The organism is Rhizobium leguminosarum (assembly GCF_019798305.1).
GTDB lineage: Bacteria > Pseudomonadota > Alphaproteobacteria > Rhizobiales > Rhizobiaceae > Rhizobium > Rhizobium leguminosarum_U.
Genome location: NZ_JAAXDD010000008.1, coordinates 162,770 through 183,473 on the forward strand (window position 1 = coordinate 162,770; position 20,704 = coordinate 183,473).

Annotated in this window: 19 protein-coding genes, 1 tRNA gene and 3 pseudogenes; 13 read left to right on the top strand and 10 right to left on the bottom strand. The window is 58.3% G+C overall.

Features of this window, described 5'->3' with window-relative positions; translation table 11 throughout:
• Window positions 1–49: 49 nt before the first annotated feature.
• The 5 genes and pseudogenes from HFO99_RS16060 (at window position 50) to tnpC (ending at window position 3,606) form a co-directional block, all read left to right on the top strand.
• Entirely contained in the window at window positions 50–718 is a 669-nt protein-coding gene (locus tag HFO99_RS16060; RefSeq protein WP_222332988.1) for an HAD family hydrolase, read from the top strand.
• 98 nt (window positions 719–816) lie between these two features.
• Window positions 817–893: transfer RNA gene (locus HFO99_RS16065), tRNA-Pro, on the top strand.
• Window positions 894–1,360: 467 nt separating this feature from the next.
• Window positions 1,361–1,651: a transposase gene (locus HFO99_RS16070; protein WP_261323175.1), complete on the top strand. Its 291-nt coding sequence runs from the start codon at window positions 1,361–1,363 to the stop codon at window positions 1,649–1,651.
• Window positions 1,648–2,004 (top strand): IS66 family insertion sequence element accessory protein TnpB, encoded by a 357-nt coding sequence (gene tnpB, locus HFO99_RS16075; protein ID WP_222282033.1) that lies wholly within the window; start codon window positions 1,648–1,650, stop codon window positions 2,002–2,004. The genes HFO99_RS16070 and tnpB overlap by 4 nt, the downstream gene beginning before the upstream one ends.
• 71 nt (window positions 2,005–2,075) lie before the next feature.
• Window positions 2,076–3,606: pseudogene (gene tnpC, locus HFO99_RS16080) on the top strand (IS66 family transposase).
• A gap of 240 nt (window positions 3,607–3,846) precedes the next feature.
• Here the strand turns inward: tnpC and HFO99_RS16085 are convergent.
• Both HFO99_RS16085 and HFO99_RS16090 read right to left on the bottom strand, forming a co-directional pair.
• Window positions 3,847–4,272: a hypothetical protein gene (locus tag HFO99_RS16085; RefSeq protein ID WP_222332989.1), complete on the bottom strand. Its 426-nt coding sequence runs from the start codon at window positions 4,270–4,272 to the stop codon at window positions 3,847–3,849.
• Between the two features lie 998 nt (window positions 4,273–5,270).
• Window positions 5,271–6,230, bottom strand: a complete 960-nt coding sequence (locus HFO99_RS16090; RefSeq protein ID WP_222333091.1) for a formylglycine-generating enzyme family protein — start codon at window positions 6,228–6,230, stop codon at window positions 5,271–5,273.
• A gap of 396 nt (window positions 6,231–6,626) precedes the next feature.
• Between HFO99_RS16090 and HFO99_RS16095 the strand changes: the two genes are divergently transcribed.
• The 3 genes from HFO99_RS16095 (at window position 6,627) to HFO99_RS16105 (ending at window position 9,537) form a co-directional block, all read left to right on the top strand.
• Window positions 6,627–8,306 carry an arylsulfatase gene (locus tag HFO99_RS16095; protein ID WP_222332990.1) on the top strand — a complete coding sequence of 560 codons (1,680 nt, stop codon included), beginning with the start codon at window positions 6,627–6,629 and terminating at the stop codon, window positions 8,304–8,306.
• A gap of 84 nt (window positions 8,307–8,390) precedes the next feature.
• Window positions 8,391–9,050 carry a hypothetical protein gene (locus tag HFO99_RS16100; protein ID WP_222332991.1) on the top strand — a complete coding sequence of 220 codons (660 nt, stop codon included), beginning with the start codon at window positions 8,391–8,393 and terminating at the stop codon, window positions 9,048–9,050.
• Between the two features lie 55 nt (window positions 9,051–9,105).
• Entirely contained in the window at window positions 9,106–9,537 is a 432-nt protein-coding gene (locus HFO99_RS16105) for a DUF2721 domain-containing protein (protein WP_064251507.1), read from the top strand.
• A gap of 336 nt (window positions 9,538–9,873) precedes the next feature.
• Here HFO99_RS16105 and HFO99_RS16110 read toward each other — a convergent pair whose 3' ends face one another.
• Complete coding sequence (locus HFO99_RS16110) at window positions 9,874–10,710, bottom strand: hypothetical protein (protein ID WP_222362248.1); 837 nt, start codon at window positions 10,708–10,710, stop codon at window positions 9,874–9,876.
• A 112-nt stretch (window positions 10,711–10,822) separates the two neighbouring features.
• A complete protein-coding gene (locus HFO99_RS16115) occupies window positions 10,823–11,830 on the bottom strand; it encodes an HAD family hydrolase (protein ID WP_222332992.1) in 1,008 nt (335 codons plus the stop codon).
• A 544-nt stretch (window positions 11,831–12,374) separates the two neighbouring features.
• Here HFO99_RS16115 and HFO99_RS16120 point away from each other — a divergent pair.
• Together HFO99_RS16120 and HFO99_RS16125 are read left to right on the top strand one after the other, a co-directional pair.
• Window positions 12,375–12,743: pseudogene (locus tag HFO99_RS16120) on the top strand (response regulator transcription factor).
• Between the two features lie 234 nt (window positions 12,744–12,977).
• The gene (locus HFO99_RS16125) at window positions 12,978–13,439 is read left to right on the top strand and encodes a DUF992 domain-containing protein (RefSeq protein WP_222307700.1); all 462 of its coding nucleotides are present in this window, start codon (window positions 12,978–12,980) and stop codon (window positions 13,437–13,439) included.
• Window positions 13,440–14,119: 680 nt separating this feature from the next.
• Here the strand turns inward: HFO99_RS16125 and HFO99_RS16130 are convergent.
• A complete protein-coding gene (locus HFO99_RS16130) occupies window positions 14,120–14,752 on the bottom strand; it encodes a class I SAM-dependent methyltransferase (protein ID WP_164577694.1) in 633 nt (210 codons plus the stop codon).
• Window positions 14,753–15,293: 541 nt separating this feature from the next.
• Here HFO99_RS16130 and HFO99_RS16135 point away from each other — a divergent pair.
• Window positions 15,294–15,512: a hypothetical protein gene (locus tag HFO99_RS16135; RefSeq protein WP_164577695.1), complete on the top strand. Its 219-nt coding sequence runs from the start codon at window positions 15,294–15,296 to the stop codon at window positions 15,510–15,512.
• A gap of 6 nt (window positions 15,513–15,518) precedes the next feature.
• On the opposite strand, the pseudogene HFO99_RS16140 reads toward HFO99_RS16135, so the two are convergent.
• Window positions 15,519–15,753: pseudogene (locus tag HFO99_RS16140) on the bottom strand (DUF982 domain-containing protein).
• 196 nt (window positions 15,754–15,949) lie between these two features.
• On the opposite strand from HFO99_RS16140, the gene HFO99_RS16145 reads away from it, so the two are divergent.
• Window positions 15,950–16,162 carry a hypothetical protein gene (locus tag HFO99_RS16145; protein WP_003558379.1) on the top strand — a complete coding sequence of 71 codons (213 nt, stop codon included), beginning with the start codon at window positions 15,950–15,952 and terminating at the stop codon, window positions 16,160–16,162.
• Here the strand turns inward: HFO99_RS16145 and HFO99_RS16150 are convergent.
• The 4 genes from HFO99_RS16150 to HFO99_RS16165 all read right to left on the bottom strand — a co-directional run bounded on the left by HFO99_RS16150 (window position 16,159) and on the right by HFO99_RS16165 (window position 19,099).
• A complete protein-coding gene (locus HFO99_RS16150) occupies window positions 16,159–16,308 on the bottom strand; it encodes a hypothetical protein (RefSeq protein ID WP_222362250.1) in 150 nt (49 codons plus the stop codon). The two genes, HFO99_RS16145 and HFO99_RS16150, sit on opposite strands and share 4 nt — an antisense overlap.
• A gap of 58 nt (window positions 16,309–16,366) precedes the next feature.
• Window positions 16,367–16,660, bottom strand: a complete 294-nt coding sequence (locus tag HFO99_RS16155; RefSeq protein ID WP_222332996.1) for a helix-turn-helix domain-containing protein — start codon at window positions 16,658–16,660, stop codon at window positions 16,367–16,369.
• A gap of 96 nt (window positions 16,661–16,756) precedes the next feature.
• Entirely contained in the window at window positions 16,757–17,938 is a 1,182-nt protein-coding gene (locus HFO99_RS16160; protein WP_222362252.1) for an ROK family transcriptional regulator, read from the bottom strand.
• 546 nt (window positions 17,939–18,484) lie between these two features.
• Entirely contained in the window at window positions 18,485–19,099 is a 615-nt protein-coding gene (locus HFO99_RS16165; protein WP_222333093.1) for a GNAT family N-acetyltransferase, read from the bottom strand.
• A 178-nt stretch (window positions 19,100–19,277) separates the two neighbouring features.
• Between HFO99_RS16165 and HFO99_RS16170 the strand changes: the two genes are divergently transcribed.
• The gene (locus HFO99_RS16170) at window positions 19,278–20,615 is read left to right on the top strand and encodes an extracellular solute-binding protein (protein ID WP_222362254.1); all 1,338 of its coding nucleotides are present in this window, start codon (window positions 19,278–19,280) and stop codon (window positions 20,613–20,615) included.
• Window positions 20,616–20,704: the final 89 nt, after the last annotated feature.

Below are 20,704 nucleotides of genomic sequence, written 5' to 3' on the forward strand. Positions count from 1 at the left end.
ACTCGCCTGCGCAGGGGCTGCCCGGCCCTCATGCTGGAAGGAAACACCCGTGCCCGCTCTCCATGACATCCTCGATAGGTCCTACGACGCTTTCCTTTTCGACATGGACGGAACGCTGCTGAATTCCATTGCCGTCGTCGAACGCGTCTGGAGCGAATGGGCAAGACGCCACGGCTTCGAGCCGGAGGTCTTCCTGAAGACGATCCATGGCATCCGCGCCTCCGACGTTATCCGCGGGCTCGGCCTGCCCGGCGTCGATCCGGCCCATGAGGCGGATCTGCTGCTCGCCGAGGAGATGGAGGATGTCTCCGGCATCGTTGAGATCCCCGGCGCCGTCCGCTTCCTCTCCGCCATCGCTGAGGGCCGGTGGGCAATCGTCACTTCGGCGCCGATCGAGCTCGCCAAGCGCCGCATGGCCGCCGCCGGCATCCCGATGCCGAGGGTCATCGTCAGCGGCCAAGAGGTCAAATCAGGCAAGCCCAGCCCCGAAGGTTATCTGCTCGGCGCAAGCCGCCTCGGCGTCGATCCGAAAAAATGCCTGGTCTTCGAAGATGCCGTCGCCGGCATTCTCGCCGGCGAAGCCGCCGGCGCCGGCGTTACCGTCATCACCGAAACCCACGCCACGCCGTTCGAAACACCGCATTTTTCGATCGCCAACTACCAGACATGGCAGCCCCACCAGACCATCGAAGGCCGGCTGAAGCTCGCCGCGATCTGACCATTCGGGCAAACCGCTCCCTTTTTGTTGGAGGCAAGGTTTTTCCGCTTGCATTGCACGCGCTGAAAAACTAAACGAAGCAAGCCGTTTCGGCAGGTCGGGGCGTAGCGCAGCCCGGTAGCGCACTTGACTGGGGGTCAAGGGGTCGCTGGTTCGAGTCCAGTCGCCCCGACCATTTAAATCCTTGAAAACCCTAGTCGTTCCGGAAAAAAGTAAAGCCTCGAAAGAGGCAAGTTGCAAAAATTGGCGCCATTCTGGGGCCATGACAGCCACGGCACCCTAGTGACGATTCGGCCCAGCTATGGCATTCTCCGCGACATGCCCACACCGAAGCTTCGCCCCACCCTCGTTGAGAGTCCGTACTTCTCCCGCGCCAATCCGCCAGATGCGACGAACCCGCACACGATTCCCGCGATGATGAACATCGTAAGCGGTGCCTTGACCCCACCTTCCGGATCAGCGTGTGATTGTTGATGTTGTTGCCGAACGAGGCTTCGACATATGACGATTACAGGATTTACGCATGGCACCACTGAAGATGTGCCATGGCAACGGTTTGAGGTTTTCACGGGAACAGGCCGTCGCCGCGACTGGAGCGACGAGGAGAAGGACCGCATTGTCGCCGAGAGCTAAAGCGGCGAGATGTCGGTCAGTGCTGTTGCGCGTCGGCATGGGTTGTCGCCCGGACAATTGTTTACCTGGCGTCGGCAGGTGCGAAGTCAGGCGAAGCAAGACTCGCCGTCCATGTTTGTGCCAGCGGTAATTGATCGTCCGGCAGAGCCACCCCCGACACGGCGAAAGACGATAACGAGGAGCGCACTTCCAATTGCGGCAATCGAGCTGGAGGTTGGCGGCGCGATCGTCAGGATCGCATCTGGCACGGACAGCGCGACCATTGCTGCCGTGATCCAGGCCTTGAAGGCTCAGTCGTGATCGGTCCGTCCGGTGCGGTAAAGGTGATGATCGCCACCAACCCCGTCGACTTCCGCAAAGGTGCTGAAGGATTGGCAGCACTGGTGAAGGCGGAGATGGGTGCCGACCCGTTCTCTGGCACGATCTACGTGTTCCGTGCCAAACGAACGGACCGGATCAAGCTGATCTTCTGGGACGGTAGCGGCGTGTGCCTGGTCGCCAAGCGGCTTGAGGATGGCGAGTTCCATTGGCCCCGGATGCAGGACGGTGCGATGCATCTGACGGCCGCACAGTTCTCGGCTTTGTTCGAGGGATTGGACTGGAAACGCGTGCATACGCCGAGCGAAACGCGCACGCCGGTAAAGGCTGGATGACGGCCGCGACCAATTGAATCAGCAACATCCAGCCTCTCGATCCGAGCGGTAAAATATGCTGTTCTCGATCCATGACGATAACGGCGGACGAGCTTCCGGATGACCTGAACGCGCTGAAAGCGATGGTGCTTTCGCGCGAGGCGGAGAATGCCCGGCTGCGTCAGATCATCAAGGAATTGCAGCGCCACCGGTTCGGTCGCCGGGCAGAGACGCTTCCCGAGGATCAGCTTCTGCTTGGGCTTGAAGAAGCCGAGCAGGTCGAAGCCGACGGACTGGAAGAGAAGGAAAAGGCTGCCACGGCTCCTCGCCAGTCGCAAGTTGCCAAGCGGCGCACGAACCGGGGCTCGCTACCAGCGCACCTGCCGCGCATCGAGGTCGTGGTCGATATCGATGACCATGCCTGTCCTTGCTGCCGCAATAACCTGCATCGGATCGGCGAAGATGTCAGCGAGAAGCTGGACATTGTGCCCGCCCAATTCCGCGTGCTGGTGGTGCGCCGCCCAAAGTATGCTTGCCGGGCCTGCGAGGAGGTCGTTGTCCAGGCTCCGGCCCCGGCAAGGCTGATCGAGGGCGGGATTCCGACAGAGGCAACTGTCGCCCAGGTTCTGGTCTCTAAATATGCCGATCACCTGCCGCTGTACCGCCAGGCGCAAATCTACAAGCGCCAGGGCATTGATCTTGATCGTTCGACGCTCGCCGACTGGGTCGGCCGTCTGCCTGGCATCTGCGCCCAGTCCATCAGCGGCTGCTTGATCATTTGAAGTCGTCGTCCAAGCTCTTCGCCGACGAGACGACAGCCCCGGTGCTCGATCCGGGACGTGGCAAAACCAAGACCGGGCAACTTTGGGCCTATGCGCGTGATGACAGGCCATGGCAGGGCAATGACCCACCAGGCGTCGCCTATGTCTATGCGCCGGACCACAAAGGTGAACGGCCTATGGTCCATCTCGATGGCTTCGCCGGTATCCTGCAAGTAGACGGCTACAGTGGATATCGCCCGCTCGCGGCAAAGAACACCGTGTCGCTGGCCTTCTGCTGGTCCCATGTCCGTCGCCGCTTCTATGAGCTGGCTGCCGCCGGTCCCGCGCCCATCGCCAGCGAGGCGCTCGAACGCATCGCCAAACTTTACAAGATCGAAGACGAGATACGTGGCCGGACCCACGAGGAGCGTCGTGTCGCCCGTCAGGAAAAAATCGTTCGACCACCGACAGCCTCGCTCCCTGGCTGCGCGAACAACTCGGCTACATCAGCCAAAAGACAAAGCTCGCCGAAGCCATCCGTTATGCCTTGTCACGCTGGGACGGCTTGACCCGCTTCATCGACGATGGCCGGATCGAGATCGACTCCAACACCGTCGAACGATCCATCAGGCTGATTGCCCTCAATCGCAAGAATGCGCTATTTGCCGGGTCCGACGCCAGGGCCGAACACTGGGCGACCATCGCCTCGCTCATCGAGACTGCCAAGCTCAACGATGTCGAGCCACTGACCTATCTCTCAGACGTCCTCACCAGGATCGTCAACGGGCATCCAAATAGCCAGATCGACGACCTGCTGCCTTGGGTCTACACCGCAAAGCATGAACTCAAAGCCGTGGCCTGAAAACAGCGCTTACGATGGACTCAAACCTGAGTGAGTTTTGAGAGTATCCCCTTGGGGATCGAGACGAGACGTTCCACGCCTCGGGGGCAAAGGTCCGGATGTGGCGCACTCGGGACCTTGGTCAAGTTCGCGAAATGGCTCGAAGCGATTCCGCATCGAGGTGCACCAGAAGGACCGCAAGAGGTGGAATGCGGCCCTTGATGTCAATCAGCGCGAACGAGCACGCAGGCAATCCTACGCTTAGGCAGGCATTAAAATAGCGACTCGATGAACACCCACTACATTGCTTATGTTCGTGGCGTGGTCCGTCTTACCCTTGCCGCATGTGTAGTATTCGCCTTCTTTGATGTTGAATTCCCTGTCTGCCTTCTTTATCGTGAACTCACCCGCAGTGATATGGCAAATCATATCCTGGTCCATGACTGATTCTATGTCTTTAGCGCCAGGCTGAAATACTACGTCGACCACGTTGATGCTCTTGACTCCGGTCATATCATCTGACTGCCAGGTGCCCACGTCTACAACTCGAACGCCAGGGGCAATTTCCTTCCCTTCAGTTGGACCATAGTCCTTCGCCCTTGCGGGCGTTGCGAGCCCCAACAGAGGCGTCGCGGCGGTGGCCGCGAGACCAAGTGCCAGTGCAGACCGACGACTAATGTCTTCCATGGCTTCCTCCCTTGTTGTGCGGTGCACGAAATGCACCAGAAAGACTCGGCACCTGAATGAACCGACTGTCAAGTCAATTTGCGGCTGTTAATTGTGCTGCAGCACGCTAGCACTGGATTTGAATTGTGCGGCTCTGAAGGGAAGAGGTATTACCCGTCTGGACGTTCGAGAAGTATTCAATCTTAGGCAAATGTGCGCCGCTGCCAGTGACCGGAGTTGGCGCGTTCCTGCCAAAACCGGTAGGCGGCTATCGGCCCGAAGCAGACTTCTTTCGTGGCCCTCAAGGAATCTGATATGGTTGCCTCAGAGACGAGATGCCGAACGTCATGAGACTTGCTCACATCAACTTGGTTGCCCGCGATGCGGAAGCGCTCGCCGCGTTCTACGTGAAGGTCATGAAATGCGATGTTCTTCGCGAACCGAAGACGTTGTCTGGTGAAAAGGTCTCGCGAGGGAATGGGCTTTCAAATTGTGAGATTCGTACAATCTGGCTTAAATTCCCGGAACTGGAACGGCCTTTTCTGGAATTCACGAACATACGGTCACACATCATCGTGCCCGGCCAAGGGTCAACGAGCCCGGCTTCGGACACTCAGCATTCCAGATGGAAGATATTAGCGACACACTTTCAAACATCATCCAAGCTGGAGGGGCGCAGATCGGACAAATTACGGGACGCCAGAGATGCCCTATCTGATCGCTTATGCACGCGATCCAGAGGGAAATGTGCTTGAGCTTGAGCAAAGACCTCATGCCTGTTAATGGCGCATAGTTGCGTCCCCGTAATAGCCGCAGTCCCCAACGTGCATAAGGCATCTTGGTCAAGATGTGAGCGGGACACCGCTAACTGAACATCCGCAAAAGCGCGATCACGACATTGGCGGCGAGAGGTGTTCTCGATGCTGCTCAGGTGGCCGCCGCGACGCACTTCCGGGCGCTGTGGGAATCGATGGGTGGCAAAGGTGCTTCGGCCATCGACTGGAGAGGTCGTGGAAGGTTCAAATTTCGGTTCGCTTGACGCATCTGAAGCCAACGTGACTGGTGGAGGTGTCCTCCGGTTCCGCATGACGGGCGGCTGGACGGTAGCGACGGCAGTAGTTCGGCGCGCAGAGATGTGACCCGCCTTTCAGCACCCGTCTTGGGATTCGAACATTCGGTTCGCGGGGATCAAGGCTTGCTTCTCGGTCACCACCACGAGGGTTTTGACGAATGCAACACGATTTGGTCGCGGGTTGAGGATGGCGGGTTGACCAGTAGTCTGACGTCCACTCCCAGACGTTGCCGATCATGTCGTAAAGACCGTACCCGTTCGCGGGGAAAGACCCAACCCGCGATGTCCTGTCGGCGCCGGGCCGCTTCGTGCTCATTGTGGGAAACGTTCCCTGCCACGTATTGGCCATAAGCTTGCCATCTGGGTTGAATTCGTCGCCCCAGGCGAATTCGGCATCGTCAATCCCGCCACGCGCTGCCAGCTCCCACTCAGCTTCGGTTGGTAGATCCTTGCCAGCCCAATGGGCGTAAGCCAGCGCGTCGCGGTAGGCCACATGAACGACGGGATGGTCGAGCTTCCCACGAATGTCACTGCGACCACCGTAGGGGTGTCGCCAGTCTGCGCCGAACTTGAACGACCACCATTGTGTTATGTCGGAGCCGATGACCGCCTTTGGTTGGGTGAACACGAGCGAGCCGGCCCGCAGCATTCCGGGAAGTGCCCCTGGGTAGTCGGCAGCTTTTGGCGTCATTTCCGCGACGGTGACATGTCCGGTGGCTTTGACGAAGGCGGCAAACTGGCGGTTTGTGACTGGCGTCGCGTCGATCCAGAAGCCGTCGACCTTGACCGGATGCGCAGGCGCTTCCTCCGGATAGTGCCTGTTCGATCCCATGGTGAACGTCCGTGCAGGCACCCAGGCCAGCCCGTCAAATGCGGGATCGTATGCATCTGCTGCGCTCATGGCCATGCCCACCTGAATGTCCGTGTGAGTATCTTTATGACATGCGGTTTCTGATCGTGCCTATTGTCCTTTAGGGAGGGTGTTCGCGACGGCTCCGGTGGAATTCGCAATCCCTCACGGGGATTCCCCAAAGGGCAATATCTGCTTACGCTAATACAATGTAGAAAATGGATGGAAGAGTGGACATGCCCTCTTCGGCAAATCGAGGGTGACCGCGCACGCGGGTCGAGAGCCGCGTCTCTACCGAAATGATCTGTCCGATTTGCCAGTCGGCAATTGGACGTCGCCGACAAACCCTCTTTTGCTTCGACTCGTCTTTCAACCAACCTTGGTCGTCCATGTGGCGACCCCCTGAGGGAGGCATTCGAAATGAGACGGACTACAAAGTTCATAACAGCAGCAATGGCGGTCGCCGGCAGCCTGTTGGCGAGCACGGCGGCAATACATGCGCAGGAGAACAGCAAGCCCAACATCCTGTTCATCATGGGTGACGACATCGGCTGGATGCAGCCGAGCATCTATCATGAGGGCCTGATGGTCGGGGAAACGCCCAACATCGATCGCATCGGCCACGAAGGCGCGAAGTTCATGACTTACTACGCCGAGCAGAGTTGCACGGCAGGGCGCACTGCCTTTATCACCGGCATGCAGCCGGTGCGCGTCGGCATGGTTTTGCCGGAAATTCCCGGAAGCCCGTCCTACCTGCGGGCCGGCACGCCTCACCTCGCCAAGTTCCTGTACGATCTCGGCTACACGACAGGCGAGTTCGGCAAGAACCATCTCGGAGATACCACCGAATCCCTGCCGACGGCGCACGGCTTCCAGGAATATTGGGGCTACCTCTACCACCTCGACGCCATGCAAGGGGTGAGCTTCCCCGACATTAACAAGACGGCGGCCGAGCAGGGGATCGCGCCAGCTTGCAAGAACACGCCGATCCCCGGACTTGCGGAGAATCCCGCAGCCGTGGACCCGAAGACCACGACCTGCCTGACGCCGCCGCGTCCGATGCTGTCGTGCAAGTCGTCCGACGGATCCCCAGCCAACCAGAGCTGCACCGACGAAGGTCCGCTGACGCTGGATCGCTCGAAGGGCATTGACGAGGAGATCTCGGCCAAGGTCATCGACTTCCTCGACCGCAACGATCCCAAGAAGACCAACAAGCCGTTCTTTGTCTGGTACAACCCGGCGCGCATGCACATCACCACCGTGCTGCCGGACAAGTACCAGGCCATGGTGGGCGAGCCCGGCGGCAAGGACTGGGGCGTCAACGAAGCCGGCATGAAGCAGATGGACGATAACATCGGCTACGTCCTCAAGAAGCTCGAGGAGATGGGCCAGCTCGACAACACCATCGTTGTCTTCACCACCGACAACGGCGCCGAGACGATCACCTTTCCCGATGGCGGCACCACCCCGTTCAAGGGCGGCAAGCTGAGCACCTGGGAGGGCGGCATGCGTGCACCGCTGGTCGTTCGCTGGCCCGGGCACATCGAGCCCGGCACGGTCAAGAACGACATCTTCGCCTCGCTCGACTGGATGCCGACATTGGTCGACATCGCTGGTGGACCCAAGGGTGATGGGCTGAAGAAAGAGATCGAGGCGGGTAAGTATCCCGGGATCGTCAAGACCACGCTTGACGGGATGGATCAGCGCGACTTCCTGGAAGGCAAGGCGCCATCCAAGCGCGACACTTTCTTGTACTATTCCGGCAAGGACCCGTCGGCGGTCCGTTACAAGAACTGGAAGATGTACTTCGCAATGGTGTCCGACGATCCGGCGGGCTTCATTCACGGAGTGCAGCCGTACTCGTGGACGCAGGTCGTCAACATCAAGCGCGATCCGTTCGAGACCTCGGTCGGAACACAGATCAAGACACTCTTCGGCATGGGCGGCGCCATTGCATCACCGTCCACCGCCTACGTCTATGACTGGAATATCCTGCCCATCGGCCAGCAGTTGTGGCTGAAACACCTCGAGAGCTACATCGACTTCCCGCCACTGCAGAACCCTGCAAGCTACAATCTGGAGCAAGTTATGCAGCAGGTAAAGGAGATGAAGACCTCTGGCGGCACCGACTGACCGCCACCTGGCGTGCGATACGGAGGGGCGGCCGGAAAGGCCGCCTCTCAAGACAAAATCCGATATCCGACGAAGGGCGGGACGATGAGCGATGTCATCCAAGCAGGTCGTGACGAAGCACGCTGGCCTCCGGTGATGGCGATCCTAGCGGTGTTCGCCCTTTTGGAGCTGCTGCCGCACCACGTCTATGCCATGCCGCGATGGGTTTCATACGCGGTCCTAGTAGCAGCTATCGTTCCAATGATCATGGTGACGGTGTCGACCGACAAGGCCATGTGGCTGCGCATCGAGCATGTCGCCATCATGCTACTTGCCAGTATCTACGCAGGCAATACGGCGGCGGAACTCGGAGATATGGTCGGGATCATCACCGTGCATCCGCCCGAGACGCGATCAGTGTCGCTGTTGACGTCGTCATTTACCATCTGGATCACTAACGTTCTCACCTTTTCGCTGCTCTATTGGCAGATCGACGCGGATGGCCCCTCGCGCATCGCGCGTGGCATGGCGGGACAACCCGACTGGCTGTTTCCCCAGGCGTCGGCTCCCGAACTAGCGGCGCCAGACTGGCGGCCGCTCTACATCGATTATCTTTCCCTTGCGTTCAACACAGCGACCGCGTTCAGTCCCACCGACGTGCTGCCACTCGCCCGACGTGCGAAGGGGCTGATGATGCTCGAAAGTGCCATTTCATTGCTGACGCTCGTGCTCGTGGCCGCGCGTGCAGTCAATGTCATTCCGTAGCGCCTCGCCGGCGCCGCGGTCGTCCGTTCGTGCCGAAAGGATCGAAGGTGCCCGTATGTCAGTGGAAGCTGATCAGCTTTCAACAATGATCAATCACGCGGTCGCGCCGGCGTTCATGCTCAATGGCGTCGCGGCGATGGTGGCGGTTTTGGTCAATCGGATTTCCGGCGTCACCGAGCGGATCAGAAACCTCCGTGAGATCCACGAGAGTGACGTCGCCCGAGCCCCGCTGAAGAAGGGAATCGGGGAGCTGAGGCGGCGTGAGCGCCTATTGAACAGTGCATTGCACCTGGCTGTCCTGTCAGGGATAGGCGTGACGCTCCTACTCCTATTCGGCTTCGTCGTAGCCTTTTTGGGATACCGTCACGAACCAGGCGCCGCCGTACTATTTGTTGCGGCACTCTGCTTCCTGGCGGGCTCGCTCGTCCGATTCCTGCAGGACATCCGGCTGTCGCAAGGTGAGCACGACGACCGTCCGTTGCGCTGACGGCCGAATTGCTCAAGGCCCTCTGGCCTTCACTAATCTAAAGCGTGTCTCACTTATTCCGCCTCATAACCTGCTGTGAAGAAATTCAGGCATTCCTCGACGGAGAAGATGCCGACAATCTCACCCAGGGCTTTGTTATTGTATCGAAGCTTCGTGCGGCACGTTTTCGCAGTAAGGTCTTGAGCTTGGAGTATACCATCTCGATGGGGTTGAGGTCGGATCAATAGCCCGGCAGGGCGCGGCAGAATGCCTGAAGCTGTGGCTCGTCGGCTTCAGTCTTGCCTGTGCTCCTGCTCGGAGGGACACGCCACGAAGGTGACGTGTCCCTTGCTCAGATCAATAGCAAGGCGGGTAGGGATAGTAGCCGCACTGCGGACCGTTGTAGTAGGAATTGTAGTAGGGCCGCGCTGCAGCGGCTCCAATGGCAGCACCGGCGACCACGCCCGCCGCGACGGGAGCGCCGCGATACCAGGCCCCGTGGTAGACGGGCGCATGCCAGTAGGTACCTCCGACACGGTTGATGTTCGTGTCGCCGATATGCACGTCGTCTCCATGGAAGCCGCCGCGGAAATCACCTCCCGCGAAGTCTCCGCCGCGGAAACCGCCGCCGCCGAAGCTGCCGCCGCCAAAGCCGCCGCCATGGAAGCCACCGCCCCCCCCTCCGCCGAAACTTCCACCGAAGTGATCGATGAAGAGGGCCGCGGGTCCGGTCGCACCGCTTAGGCTTCCCTCCAGAATGGCGATATCGAATGTCAGTGTCGTGCCGTCGAGTTTCGGAGTCTTCAGCGTGACGACGGCGTCACTGACATCCGATCCTTCACCGCCCAGCACCGACACTGTTGCGTTCGGAGGATCGACGGCGAAATTGTCCTTGCCGTCGTCCCATTGCATAATGAACTGTTCAGTCGTCACATGCCCGGCAGCTCGCACCGGCCGGTCGGCGAAGACGATCGAATTGGCCGAGACGCCAGTCAGAATGAGCTTTCCGTTTTCGATTTTGGCGCCAGCCGAATTGATCACTGCCAATGACGGCACCGGACCCGTTGGCGTGACTTGGCCAATTGCCTTTTCGAGCGGTACGTGCGGCTTCTTCGGGGCGTCCTGCGCAAAGCCAGTGGAGGCCAGGGCGAAACTTCCGGCGAAGATGAGCGTGGTGAGACGGTCGACTTTCATGGCGAATATCCTCCCAGTTTGAACGGGCAGGAAGCCCGTCACCTTAATGCACGTTGTTGAAGTCTGATGTCACAAGCGTTAGGCACGCCGCCCAGCCGAGGCGCACACAGTCCTAGTTCTTGAAGATCTGCTTCCAGTCGTTCTTCATGTCGACGACGGTCCAGCCGGTGATCGCGGCCGCGTCCAGCGCCTTGTCGAGGCGTCCGAAATCGGTCTTACGGTCATAGGCGTATTCGCGCTCCGCATCGGTGTGATGAACAAGCATCCCGAGGCGCGCCGGCGCACCCGCCATCGTCGTCCATTGGAGCATTTCGAGATCGCCGTCGGAATTGCCGAACGCTGCGATGGGGCGGCGGCCGATCTCCTGGTTGATCCCGACAGGCTTGCCTGCCTTGTCGTCGATGAAGTTGACTTCCGGCAGACGGAACAGGGTCGGCGTGTCGTCCTGCATCTTGAACTCGGTCTTGATTGAGGAGCCGACAACCTGCTCTGGCGGGACGCCGTAGACCTTCTCCGTCCATGGCCGCATGAACTCTACGCCGCCACCCGACACGATGTAGGTCTTGAAGCCGTTGGCGCGCAGGTAGGACAGCAGTTCGACCATCGGCTGGTAGACGAGCTCGGTGTAGGGTCGCTTGAATCGAGGGTCGCGTGCCGTGGAAAGCCAGTCGGTCACGACCTTCTGGAAATCCTCAGTCGTCATTCCCGCATGGGTGACCATGATGAGTTCCAGAAGGCCTTCGCCCGATGCGGCAAGGGTTTTCATGTCGCCGTCGAGCACCGCCTTGAATGGCTGGACGTTTTTCCATTCAGGATGCTGCGGCGCGAGCGTCTTCACGCGGTCCAAGGCGAAGGCAAGTTGGGTGTACATGGGATGCTCGACCCAAAGGGTCCCATCATTGTCGAATACTGCAATCCGTTCGGGCTCCGGGACGAAATCGGTCGAGCCCTGTTTGGACACTCTCTCGACGAAGGAGACTATCGCCTGTTTCGGACCGGTGTCGTTCCAGGAGGGCAGAGGATCGCTTTGTGCATACGCGGACGCGGTGAGCAAAAGTGCTGCGATGACAACCGGAATCAGATCGCGTGCCGACTTGATGAGGTGGCGGATAGTGAGCATTGGGTGTACCCTCAAGTGAGAGAGCGCCCAGCGAATTGCACTCCGACCCGGCGCCGCCCAACTCTAGCGAATGTGATCGCCCTCCGATATTGCACTTTGGGGAATCGTTGGGATCCTAAAGCAATCAATAGTGGTGTTTGCAACGGATGAGACCACACCAAGAAGGTGTTATCGTCACAAAGCTTTGAGGGTGGACCGATGGCCTTGGGCAATGGGAAGGTCGATTGCGATGGGCTGGTCCTTGCTGGCGTCGCTCCTGCGGATTGCTTCGAATTCCTTCGGTGTCACTGCCGATACGTGGCCCGCACTCCTCGATCGGCCGCCACGGGTTCTAATACTTTATCCCTATGATAAGCGGATCGCCGCAACAACCACTGCCGGAGAAGCGTTGCGCAGCCGCGTGCTGGAAGCGACAGATGGCAAGTCGATCTGTTCTCGGGGCGCATCGGGGCTTGATTGGGCGACCTTCCCCTTAGGACAATATGAATCGAGATCTAGCAGGCCTACTGTGCCGAGGAGCCCGCAATCACGAGGGAGGCTGGAGGTGGGCGATCTGCGTCGCACGATCGCTGTCGTTGATGATGACGCAAGCATACGTCGAAGCGTCGGGCGGTTGGTCAACGCTTACGGGTTCGCGAACGTAGAGTATGCATCCGCAGAAGCCTTTCTCGCGATCCAGCGGTGGCGATCGACTGTCTTGTTCTGGACATCGGTCTCGGCGGCATCGCAGGTATCGAATTGCAGCGCAGGCTGAAAGAGGCTGGGGTGAACTTGCCGGTGATCTTCATCACGGCGCTCGAAGATGACCGGCTGAGAGCCGAAGGGGTGTATCGCGTATCTGCGAAAGCCCTTCGCGGGATCCGTGCTCATCGCGGCGATCAAAAAGGCGCTCGAGCGAGCGCTGCACATATGAATGGCTATCCAAAGGTCTTCAATACCGAGTCCGATCCGCAGGAGGATCACAATATCGGCGAGATGTACAACTGGGTCCTTGGGCCGATACTGAAGACGGTCGAGGAATACAAGAAGACCCTTGTCCCGACACCCAATCCACCTGCGGCCAACATGACCAATTTTGAATTCAAGCACCGCGATCTTTTGGCCGTTGAGCTGACGGGTGGCGCTAACCAAAGGGAAAGGAACGACAATGTTCAGACACTTGATTGCCGCATGCTCGGTATTTCTCATTCCAGTCGCAGCAGGCGCTGCAAAGCTCGAGGTCGGAAAACTGGAGTGCGATATTTCCAAAGGCGTCGGGATGATCATCGAAACCAAGCAGACCGTCTCGTGCACATTCACGCCATCGCCCTCGGGCCCGACGCAGACTTACAAGGGTTCGATCGACGAGTTCGGCCTCGCCGTCGGCGACGTCAAGGCTGGGAGGATGGTCTGGCTGGTCTCGAGCGTTAGTGGCAAGCCGACTTTGGGCTTGCAGGGGACCTATCGAGGTGTCGAGGCCGATGCCAGCCTTGGCCTCGGCGGCGGCGCGAAGGTTCTGGTTGGCGGAAGCCGCGACAGCGTTTCCCTTCAACCGTTGTCGCTGGAAGGCGAAGAAGGCGTCAACGTTGCGATTGGTGTCGCTTCGTTGAAACTGAGTGCAGTTGACTGAGACATCCGCGTCCTGCTGATCGCGGTGTGGGACTTCGTCAACACACCAGGTCTTGTCTCTGATCAGTCGCGCGTCGGGGCCGAGAATGGAATATTCACCGTCAGAAACACGCTGCCGGCGCTATTTCGGTTCTCGACCCCGAACTCCCAATACCCCGTAGATTGGTGAAGATCTGTCGGTCGTTGATATTGAAGCTGCCAAGTGCGGCTGGTTGTCAGTCGTCGGGTGTTAGCTGAACGTACGCACAGGAGAAACGCCGAAAGAGAAGATTGCTAGGCTCTCCTTAGACCATGAGGTGCTCACTCGGGAGCGCGATCAATTCGCCACGCAATTTGCTGAAGCTTGCCTCTCAATCACGTTGTTGCAACGGAAGATTTCCGTTCTAAAAGCTGAGGTCAGTCGCCGCGCAAAAAACCTTCTGGATTTTGAAAAGCCCTCCGGAGACATCATCTGAACAATAGGACTCTAAGGTTCGAAGTCCAGTCGCCCCGACCGTTTATCCCCTTGAAATCCCAGTCAGAATGTCACTTCCTTCGTCCCGCTGGCGGCGGAAAACGGAACGAGACATTGGCGGAAATGCTGAAACAGGAACTGAGAATCCCGAACGAAAATGTCATTTGTTCACGTTGCAAGCCAGCTGTAGCGCCGTCCTTGCAAAGAATGGTGGCCCTCGACCGCCTTCAGTGCGGTTTTTGAGCGATCGCGATCATCGATTTCGCCAGCAGTGGAATTCTCCCGACATATTCGAAGTCGACGCCTTCGAAGCCTGTTTCGACGAGCAGCGTGCTGAGCGTTTCGGGAGACCAGAACTTGATATGGCCATGGTCCTTGAGGGGCATAAAATGGTCGTCCATCTTTCCGCTCACGGCCAGAGCCAGATTTTTCCAGTAGCCGTGAAACGGCGTCGATACGACCGCGATGCCGCCGGGCTTCACCAGATCGTAAATGGTCGTCGAGAAAGCCTTGGGATCATAGACATGTTCCACCACTTCAAGACTGATCACCGCATCGAAGGTCCCATACCGGCTGGATAGATCTTCGTAACCGGAACCGATTTCCAGCGGAAGATCGGGGTGGGCCATTCTCGCTTTCGCGATCCCGTCCTTCGAGGGATCGACACCGACGACGTCATAGCCTTTTTCCGCAAGCACGGCTGCAGCGCCGCCGGTGCCGCAACCGAGGTCGAAGACTGCCGTTTCATTTGCCTCCTGGAAACTGTTCTCGAGAACATCGACAACGGCCGGCAAAATATAGGAATGGGCGGTCGCCGGCTTGGCGTGTACATAGGTAGTAGCGTCTAGTTCGATAGACATTTTACCTCCTGAAAACCTGAAGAAGTGAGCCGCCAATGGTACGGCGGACTTTGACCGGAGTGTGGTGTCGTTGTGGTATTAAGGTGATTAACGCCGCAGGCGTTCCCGGCGGTTAGGGCCCGCCAGCCGATTGGCTCTACCGACTGCGCGCGACATCCTCCAGCGAGCCCGACGCTCACCCCATCCAAGATGACGAAGCTGATTGACAGGGAGTCAAGAAGATGTTGAAAACGGGCCGCATTCGGATTTGCCGCATTCTTGTGGTCGGTGGGCCGCTGCATCGGCTCCGGCCGCCTTGACCATTTAAAATAAATAACGCGATGAAATGCGCTTAGAGAGTGCATCGCAAATAGATCCTTTAGTTCTTTTTGGTACTCCCTCAGTTGGGGGAGGTGGTATTTGTTGCCTTTTGTTAAGGATATACCCAGTTTTGGCGTTATCAACCCGATTTTGAATTGAAAAATATCTGAAACCTCTTCGCATTCTCGCGAACTTGTGTAAATTAACATTACCCCTGTCACAGATAGCCTAGTGCGAACGCATGGCGGATATGAAGCACAATCTAACTTGCAGGCAGAGCCTCGCCAACGCGTTTCAGGCTCTGTCGGACGAGGCCGTCAAAGCCGGCTGGTCGGAGGGTGATGTCGCCCTCGCGCTCGCCGACCTCGCCGAGGAGCGGGTGATCGAAGTTACCGCCAAGGTGATTATGGAAGGTTCTATTCATCCCCAGCGCATCGCCGCCGGCGGCCGTAACGGCTAACCGGTCTTAAACCAGCAATCCTGCCGTTTTCGCTGCCGTGACGAAGGAAGCCTGCGCTGCGCGCGGGCTGCGCAGTCCGTCGAGCGCATCCAGGCAGTGCTGGCGGGCAATGCGATAATCGCGCCCACACTTGCTCGGCCACCTTTTTAAAATATTCGACGGCCTCCCAGACAGTCGAAACGATCAGGCTGCTGTTTGGAGAAAGGACCCGGACGGGGAAGGGAAAGCGTTTTTCACTCACGTCTGCACTCACTGATTCCTGCCACAAAACGCGGTTACAACGCGCGGGGCAAAATTTTGTTCCACAATTTTATCTCGCTAAAATTTGCGCAGTTGCTAAAGTTCAGGCCCTCGCGCATAATGGCTTTATGACGGTTGCGGAGGGCGGCCGGCGATGCAAGCGTGGATGCGTTTGCCCTCGGAGGATATGCGGCGTGATGTTACGATCATCAATTCATCCGCATGATTTACCGCTATTTTCGGAAGATCTCGATCTGCTTTCGCAGGTGCTCGACAAGGTCTGTGACGAACGCGGCCTCGTCAAAACGACGCCGGAGGCCGAGCGGATCGGTGCGGTCATCATTCAACTCTACAGGCAGGGCGTGAAGGATGGCGGCAAACTCGCCGACCTTGCAAAAACCTACCTTTAGTTCTGCTCGATCGAGACGCCGTTCTTACCGATGCTCATCTCAATGCCCTGCGGCTTGCTTTCCTCGTGGAAGGTATAGGCGCCAAGGCCGAGGACCGCGACGACAAGAACGCCGATGATGACGTGGAGACCATTGCTGCGATTCAAGAGACTGCCCCCGATATGTTATGGGACAGCAAAACGCTCGGGCGACCGACTGGTTCCGTCAGTCGTCATTGGCGGCGTTGAGGTTTTCCGGCCGGATGCCGTCATCGGTAGAGGTGCGTGCGCGCAACCGGATGCCGGGGCCGCCTTCATCCTGATTGCCGCTCGACAGGAAGATGATGCCGTTCGCCTCGAGCGTGCTGCGCACATCGAACAGCGCATGCGGCTCGCCGGCAAATTCGCCGTTTTCCAGCGCGGTCACGGTCTCGACCGGCAGCCCGCTGGCGGCGGCGAGCTCTTCGATGCTCATTCCGATCATGGCGCGCGCGCCGCGTATCTGCGTTGCTGTTATCATGATGGAAAATCTAGCGCATTTCCTGCGCTTCTCAAGTGGCGGCGCTCTCACGCCGGCCGGTTTCGCTACCAGGAAAGGCTCTAAGGCATGCGCTCTTCAAACTTCCCTCAATTTTACACCAAATAGATCGTCATGCATGCGTTCGACCGCGATCCCCATTCCTCCCATCAGGGCGGCCCGGTTCCCAAAGCGACTGATCTCGATGCGCGGCGGATAAGGCGTACAACGCGGCAGGAAACCGCGGATGGCGTTTACGAGTTCCGGTCTTGCGCCGATGCTGCCGCCGGTGATCACCAGTTCAGGATCGAGAGCCGCACCGATTGCAGCAATGGCGACTGCGACCAGCCTTGCCGTCTCTTCGATGGCAGCCGCGGCGCTTGTTTCTCCTGCATTAAAAGCGGCGAAGAGATCCGCCACGGTGGATGCGTTGCGCCCGCCGAAACCGACGTAGCGGCGCAGCATCGCGACGCTGCCGACCGCACTCTCAAAGGTTCCAAGCGTAAATCCGCCAGGATCAAAAACATCTCCGCCGATCGGAAGATAGGCGATTTCGCCGGCCGCCCCACGCGCGCCGCGCAACAGAGTTCCGTTGGCGATGATGCCCATGCCGACGCCCGTTCCGAGAGCAACGAAAGCAAAATTGTTGGTTTCGATACCGTGTCCCCGCCATCTCTCCCCTTGCGCGGCCAGGTTGACGTCATTTTCAACGATCACGGGTATACCCATTCTGTCGCTGAAGACTTGCCGCAGATTGATTGCGTCGATGCCGGGGATGCTTGGCGCTACGTTGATATGCCCAGTGGCCGGATCGAGCACACCGGGGCTGCCTAGAACGACGAGACGGAGTTTGTCGGCACCCGTCCCGGCCGCAGACGCGAGTTCCACGATAAGATCGCTGAACTGATTGACGAGATGCATTCCGCCGCGCGGGTCGGTGGATACTTTGGTTTCAGCAACCACGTTCCCCAACAGATCGCAAATAGCCGCAGCAATCTTGGTGCTCCCGAGATCTATAGAGACGGCCAGTCCGGCCCTGGCATTGATTTCATAGGTGATCGCATTCCGGCCCGGGCGGCCATCAGTCTGCCCGACTGGTTTCAGCCAGCCGTCATCCTCAAGGTCGCGCACGACATCGGAAATCGTTTGCTTTGACAAGCCGGTTAGCTTGGCAATATCGGCGCGAGAGATCGATCCGTTCGCGAACACGGTTCGGATGACGGCATTGGTTGAAATTTTTCGTGCGATCGGAGTCTGTGCGACAGAAGATGTCATTGCCATCCGGCCAGCTAGTCCAATTAGTTCGGAGCACATACTTAATGGGGGCGATATTGACTTCACAACTATCGCGACCACCCGGAATTCAATACATCGGAGCAGGCAATTTGTCTATGTCCTTGACAAATGGGAGGCCAGCTGTAGGCTTTGGATTAACGTGCGATGAAAATGCGCGATGAAATAAAGAGGGTCGAGTAGAAGTATGCGCCATACGTATCGTCTGGTTAGCCGTGAGCCCGTTAAGATAGCTCGAAGAGGAACTGGCCGAGGCTCACCTGGCTATTTCCTTATTCGCGTTCCGCCGACTCCTTGAACCTAGCTGCCGAGGATTTGCTCATGATGAAGCCCTCGATTGATAGAGCCGCCGAGCAACCTGTTTTACTGCCGATAGCGGCGCCACGCCTTCCGGCGGACGTTCATCCAGACGGGTCCACTGATCTCGCCTTGTGCGGGGCAGGCAGCATTGGGCGTGTGAGATTTTCGCCAATCAAGGCTTCTCATACTTATGAGATAGGGCCTTTCCGTGCCTCGGAGAAACCAGGAAATGCTTCAACCCAATCCCTGATCAATCCGCATAGCAAAGGCGACGGAGCCGTCCCGCTCGAATTGGGAAAAGCCAAGGTGACGGTAAAAACCTTTGGCGCGTTCGTTGTTTGGGTCGACCCCGAGATGCACGGCTCCGACCCCGTGATTCCGAAGCGCTTGAAGTTCCGTGTCGATCATCCTGCGCCCCCAACCGCTTGCCTGAAGTCCGGAAAGGATGTTGATGTGAAGATGCGCCGGGTACTGGTCTTGAAGCCACGCCGTTCCGCTGCGCGGATTTTGAATTCGTTCCATCACGTCGGCGTCGCGTGGACGGGTGGGTGCCAGTCCCGCAATCTGCTGGCGGACGAACGGCCACCAGTTTGTTTGCAAGTCTTTGTCGAACCCGCCGGTGTCCGGCACCCCTACAACGTAGCCGACCGGCCGGTCATCCTGAACGAGAACAAAGGCAAAGTCTTTGGCGAATTTGAGGTAGGGTACCGACCAGATGTAGCCGGGCAGATGCGGGTCGCTATAAAGCGCGCTGGCATCCTGACCGCCATTCGCGGTTTTCAGGCAGATGTCGAAAAGGGCGTCGATATCCGCTTCAATCGCGGGGCGGATGAAGCAGTTGGTGTCCATCACTTTGCCACCTCCAGCGTGGCGCTTTGTCATTTTGGGTCGCGAGAGGAGCGGATGCATTGACGATTACCTCAGATTCGCCAGCCAGGCAAAGCTCTGGGGGAAGAAAACGGTCGGCCGGTGCTTGGCGCAAGGCCTGAGCGGGGAGTGGAGAATAAACCAGATGAAGGTGGAGCAGATGACAAGAACTGTGAAATCGATCAGCATACTGCCGGCATACCGATTGAAAGCAGCTGTCGCGCTTGCTGGCGCGGCGCTTTTGAGTTTTGGCCTTTCGGCAGCCGCGCGCGCTGACGACCTGGCCGTGTGGGATGACCAAACCTATGAAGGCCAGAGTGCGGTCATAGAGCAGCTGAACAAGGAGTTCGAAGCTGCCCATCCCGGCGTCACGATCAAACGCACCGCCCGCACCTTTGATGACATGAAGTTGACGTTGAAGCTTGCGGTTTCGGCAGGTGATGGCCCGGTCATCACGAAGGTCAACCAGGGTGCTGGTGACATGGGGGCAATGGTCAAGGAGGGATTGCTCCTGCCGGTCGACGACTACATCAAACAATATGGCTGGGATAAGCTCCAGTCGGATTCCGTACTTGCTCGAGACCGCTGGGAAGATGGAAAATTTGGGGTCGGTAAGACCTACGGCATATCAGGCCTCGGCGAGATCGTTGGCCTCTACTACAATAAAAAGATCCTCGGCGATGCGGGAGTAGCGCTGCCGCAAACCTTCGAGGAGCTTCTAGCCGATCTCGACAAGCTGAAGGAAAAGGGCATTCCGCCCTTCATGATGGGCTCGGCAAAGCAGCATCTGGCTTTGCACATGATCGGCGCCATCGACCAAGCGCATATCGACGCGAGCAATCGCGCCGAGCTTGACGACCTGATTTACGGCCGGGGCGGCTCCTGGAACACCAAGGGGAACATCGAATCCGCCAAACTCGTGCAGCAGTGGGCACAGGGCGGTTATTTTTTCCCTGGTTTCGAAGGCATCTCGGGTGACGACGCCGTCCAGCTTTTCATTTCCGGGCAGGGCGCTTTTCTCATCTCCGGGACCTGGTATTTCGGTGACATGCAGCACAATCCGGATATCGGCTTCATGGCCATTCCCGCCCCGAAAGGCATTTCCAAGCCCATGAGTGTCGGCGGCGTGGATCTTGCCTGGGCGATAACGAGCCTTGCCAAAACTAAGCCGACACAGGACCTGGCCGGCGCATATATCGACTATGTGGTCTCAGAAAAGGCTGCTGAAACCTGGGCCAATGCTGGCTATCTCCCGGCAACTTCGCTCGCGGCTGACGCAAAGCCAAAGCTCACGCCGCTCCTCAGTTCCGGCATCGAAATGTGGAAGACACTCAACGCAAACGACGCTCTCGGCCATTACCCCGATTGGTCGAGCCCAACGATGCTGAAGACAATAGACGACAATACGCCGCTTCTTCTGTCCGGCAATATCACGCCCGAAGCCTTTGTCGATACTATGGACAAGGACTATCAGGCCTACCTGAAGGATAATAAATAAAGATTGCGGGTACACGTCACGGCCGTCCCCTGCGGTCGTGACCTGCGTCTCGTCGATCGAGATAAATGGACATTGCGGTCTGCTTTGCT